Below are 3,820 nucleotides of genomic sequence, written 5' to 3' on the forward strand. Positions count from 1 at the left end.
CCGCTTGACGGAGAGCGGTGACGTCGGTGCGGGTCTGAATGATTCCGCCGTCGGGCGTGCGGTTCTCGCGCACCAACGCCCACGTATCGTCGGCATAGTGCCGCAGCAGCGGCTCGCCGGTTGGATTCTGGTGGGCAACGACGCGGTCGCGGATCCAGCCATCCAGGTCGGCGTCGCCGATCTCGAGGTAGTTTTAGTATAATCTTCCTTCTCTATTACTTCTCCATTAATCCTAACGATAATCCTTGGATATACATACCCCATTTTTTTCAATAATTTTTCAACTGTTAATCCTTCTTTATAAGGAAATTCTTTTCCATTTACTGTTATCATCTAAATCCCCTTTAAATATGTTTTTCTACTACTTCTAATAATTCTGGCCAGTCCATCCCTAATTCCTTTAGTTTTTCTGGAGATGGTACTCCATCCATAGTCCAGCCTCTTCTTTTATATACTGCATCCGTCAATTTTTCATATTGTTCTTCCCTATATTCTCTCAAAACTTTTATTTTTTCTGCTGTACTTTTCCCTTTTACATCGTAGTTCAATAATTCTTTTAGCTGATTATCATATCTTTCCTGTCTAGATAGATATTCTTCTTCCGTTACAGGTCCCATGGAACGATAGGGAGTTCTGTCGTGAATTCTTTTGCCATAACCCATTTTGATATTAAATATCCTTTGAAGATTATATACTCTTTCCGATTGACGTATGAGTTCATCTTCATCTATGTTTTTACCCGTGACTGCATTATATAAATCCACATAGTTTTGTACATGTTCAGGTATTTTAGCGGGTTCATCTGTTAAATGATTATCTGCTGGAGCTATATCATTCCAAGGCAATTTACACAACCCATTTAATCCAAACCAGGTTCTTAACATAGGGAAATAATGAAGAGCTTCTGCCTTATCCTCAAAGGTTGGTATCTGGTTATTTACCATATCCATAAATATTAGCCATGCTTCATCATGTTGAGGTCCTTTATTGGTAAGTCCATAGCCTCCTTGTTGAGCTAAACTTTCCTTACTAACATATTCAGAATACTCTAGCCCTTTTTGCTCCATTCCTATATCCCAGAGGAAATCCGTGTTTGCACCGTATTCTTTAACAAATATCTCTTTAAGCCTTCTTACACCTAAACCAGCTAATTTACCAAATCCTTCTCCATTTGCCATCTGGTGTAACAATTCTAAGGTTGCATTTTTATTTCCAAATTTAAGTTCCAACCCACCAGTTATTTCTTTATCTATTATACTATTTTCATAACATTCCATAATAAATGCTGTAGTAGTAGCAAAGGAAATAATATCTAGTCCATAGGTATCGCAGTAAAAATTCATTTCTAAAACTCCATTAGGACAGAATACTCCTATATTAGAACCTAACCCAGCAGCATTTTCATATTCTGGCCCATCTACGATTACTTTCTGCCCTTTATAAGGTCCTGTTTCTGGAACAAAACCATCAACTGCTTTAGCACAAGACATACTACATCCATACCAACAACCATCTGGCATATTTTGTCTTACCATACCCTTAAATACATCTGAAGATATTTTGTATGTATCTTTATGTCTACCAAATTTAAAATTGTGTACTGGTAATAAATCGTATTCATCCATTACTTCTATAATATTTGCTGTACCAATTTCCCTCATTTTATTCTGTTTATCATCTAGCTCGGCTATTTCTCTATGTAGTTTAATACCAGTTTTATTTATTTTCTTTTGATCTGCTGGATTGTTTAGATTCCCTTTTGTTCCCTTATACCTAACTACAATAGCTTGAATCCTTTTGTTTCTAAAAACTGTACCTGTACCTCCTCTACCAGCTTGTTTAAGCCTAGTAGATTCTCTCCTTACATCATAGAAACTAAAATTCAACATACACATTAAACTATGCTCAGCAGCACTACCAGTAGATACTACTGATATATTCTTCTTGTCCTCTTCGTCAATTGCATAGATTTCAGTAAGCTTTTCTGCTAAAATATGGCTATCTTTTTCTTCTATATTAGATCTTGCAATTTCAACTTTTCCACTGTTTCCATCTATAAAAATGACCACATCTTCTTCAGCTTTTCCTTGTATCTCCAAAGCATCAAATCCGGAAAATTTTAAATAAGGTCCAAAATATCCTCCTACATTGCTATCTATTGGGATTCCGGTTAATGGAGAAAGAGTTACTACTGTGGATTTCCCAGCTCCTGGATATTGGGTAATGCCTCCTATAGGACCAGTAGAGATTATTATTTCATTTTCACGATCATCCCATTTTGTTTCTGGAGTTACTGAATTCCACAAATACCATAGACCAAAACCTCTACCACCTAACAATTTATCCTTCATCTCATCAGTTATTTCTTTTTCTTTTATCTCTAAATCTGTTAAATTTACATATAAGGTTCTGCTATTATAACCTCTTTCTATATTTCCTAAATCATATTTATAATCTATTAATTTTTTCACACTGACACCCCCTTATTTCTTTTCTATATAAATAGCTCCTGTTGGACATGATTTTACACATATTCCACAAGCTATACAATTAAAAGGTTCTATATAATCTTCATGTTCAAACATGGCAAATTCTGGGCAAAATCCTACACACATAAGACATCCTACGCATTTTTCCTTATCAAGTCTAATTATTCCTTTCTCATCTCTATATAAAGCTTCCACTGGACATATATCTATACATTCACCACATTGAGTACAAGCTGTGATTTTTTTATCACCACCTATCCTTATTCTAGATTTTTCTCCATTGTTTTCTTTAAAAAAAACTTTAGAACAGGCTTCTTCACAAGCCTTGCATTCTATGCATAGTTCAGGATTTTTAACTAAATATTTCAAAATACTACCCCCTTTATTCTCCATCATTAATATTGTTGAAAATAAATAATATTAACTTTCAATTTCTTATAATTTATATCATCTATTCTTAATGCAATCTTCATACCAAGTTCTATAGTTATCTAAATGCGAAAATTTAAAGGTATTTTTTTTGAATTCATAATTTGTCCTAATATTAAGACTTTATCTATAAATACTGTCTTGTTTTTAATACTTTATTCAAAAATGACTAGATTAAATAATATTTTCATGAATTTCATATTTTATCTGCGTTCTCTCTTTATTAATCACTATAGAACAGTCCTTCGTCATCTAATCTATAAATTGCTCGACTTCTTTAATTGTCACTGTAGAAACCAAAATAAAAAAGAAGTGTCTTGTTGCCGACATCCTTGTCATTCAATAGACACTTCTTCTATGTTATATCTATCCATTAATTCTTAGTATATAAAGAAGTCTAGCTACCTTTCCTCTATTGTTTCCTGTAACTTCTAAAGCTTTTATAATCATATTTCTCTCAACATCAGATATAGCAATATTTAAATCATAAGGATTTCTTGTGCTTTTAGTGTTTTTAGAAATTTTTACCAAAATAGTATCTAGTAATAAATCTATTGGCTAAGAGAGACATGTCTCCTATTTAGTCTAAAAACAAGGTCCCTTTATTCCAACATCCCACACTCTCCCCTATGTTTAAGTTAAATTTATATATTCCTAGTTTCCTTCTTCAACCATTCCTTTTCCTCATCATTTAGATATGGTGAAAGCTTTTCATATACTTCCTCATGATAGTCATTCAACCATTTTTTCTCTTCTTGTGTCAACATATCTACATCTATTCCATCAAGATCTATTGGACAATAGGAAATATTCTCAAATTTCATGAATTTACCACCAAATTCTGTTTCTATGTCTTCCTCTACTACAGCTACATTTTCGATTCTTATACCATGTTTGCCTGC

Annotated in this window: 5 protein-coding genes and 1 pseudogene; all 6 read right to left on the bottom strand. The window is 33.6% G+C overall.

What is annotated here, in order from left to right; translation table 11 throughout:
* Window positions 1-181: PAS-domain containing protein (locus tag VK998_RS12965; RefSeq protein ID WP_414713548.1), on the bottom strand; the 181-nt coding region annotated here is incomplete at its 3' end.
* A gap of 65 nt (window positions 182-246) precedes the next feature.
* Window positions 247-333 (bottom strand): annotated as a pseudogene (locus VK998_RS12970) (ubiquitin family protein); the annotation flags it as partial.
* A gap of 11 nt (window positions 334-344) precedes the next feature.
* Complete coding sequence (locus tag VK998_RS03230) at window positions 345-2,471, bottom strand: aldehyde ferredoxin oxidoreductase family protein (RefSeq protein ID WP_325225424.1); 2,127 nt, start codon at window positions 2,469-2,471, stop codon at window positions 345-347.
* A 12-nt stretch (window positions 2,472-2,483) separates the two neighbouring features.
* A complete protein-coding gene (locus VK998_RS03235) occupies window positions 2,484-2,858 on the bottom strand; it encodes a 4Fe-4S binding protein (RefSeq protein WP_325225427.1) in 375 nt (124 codons plus the stop codon).
* A gap of 426 nt (window positions 2,859-3,284) precedes the next feature.
* Window positions 3,285-3,449, bottom strand: coding sequence for a helix-turn-helix domain-containing protein (locus VK998_RS03240; protein ID WP_325225429.1), 165 nt, complete (start codon window positions 3,447-3,449; stop codon window positions 3,285-3,287).
* A 113-nt stretch (window positions 3,450-3,562) separates the two neighbouring features.
* The coding region (locus VK998_RS03245; protein WP_325225430.1) for a M24 family metallopeptidase C-terminal domain-containing protein at window positions 3,563-3,820 on the bottom strand (258 nt) is incomplete at its 5' end.

Origin of the sequence: Schnuerera sp. (genome assembly GCF_035459645.1) — a bacterium.
Classification (GTDB): domain Bacteria; phylum Bacillota; class Clostridia; order Tissierellales; family Tepidimicrobiaceae; genus Schnuerera.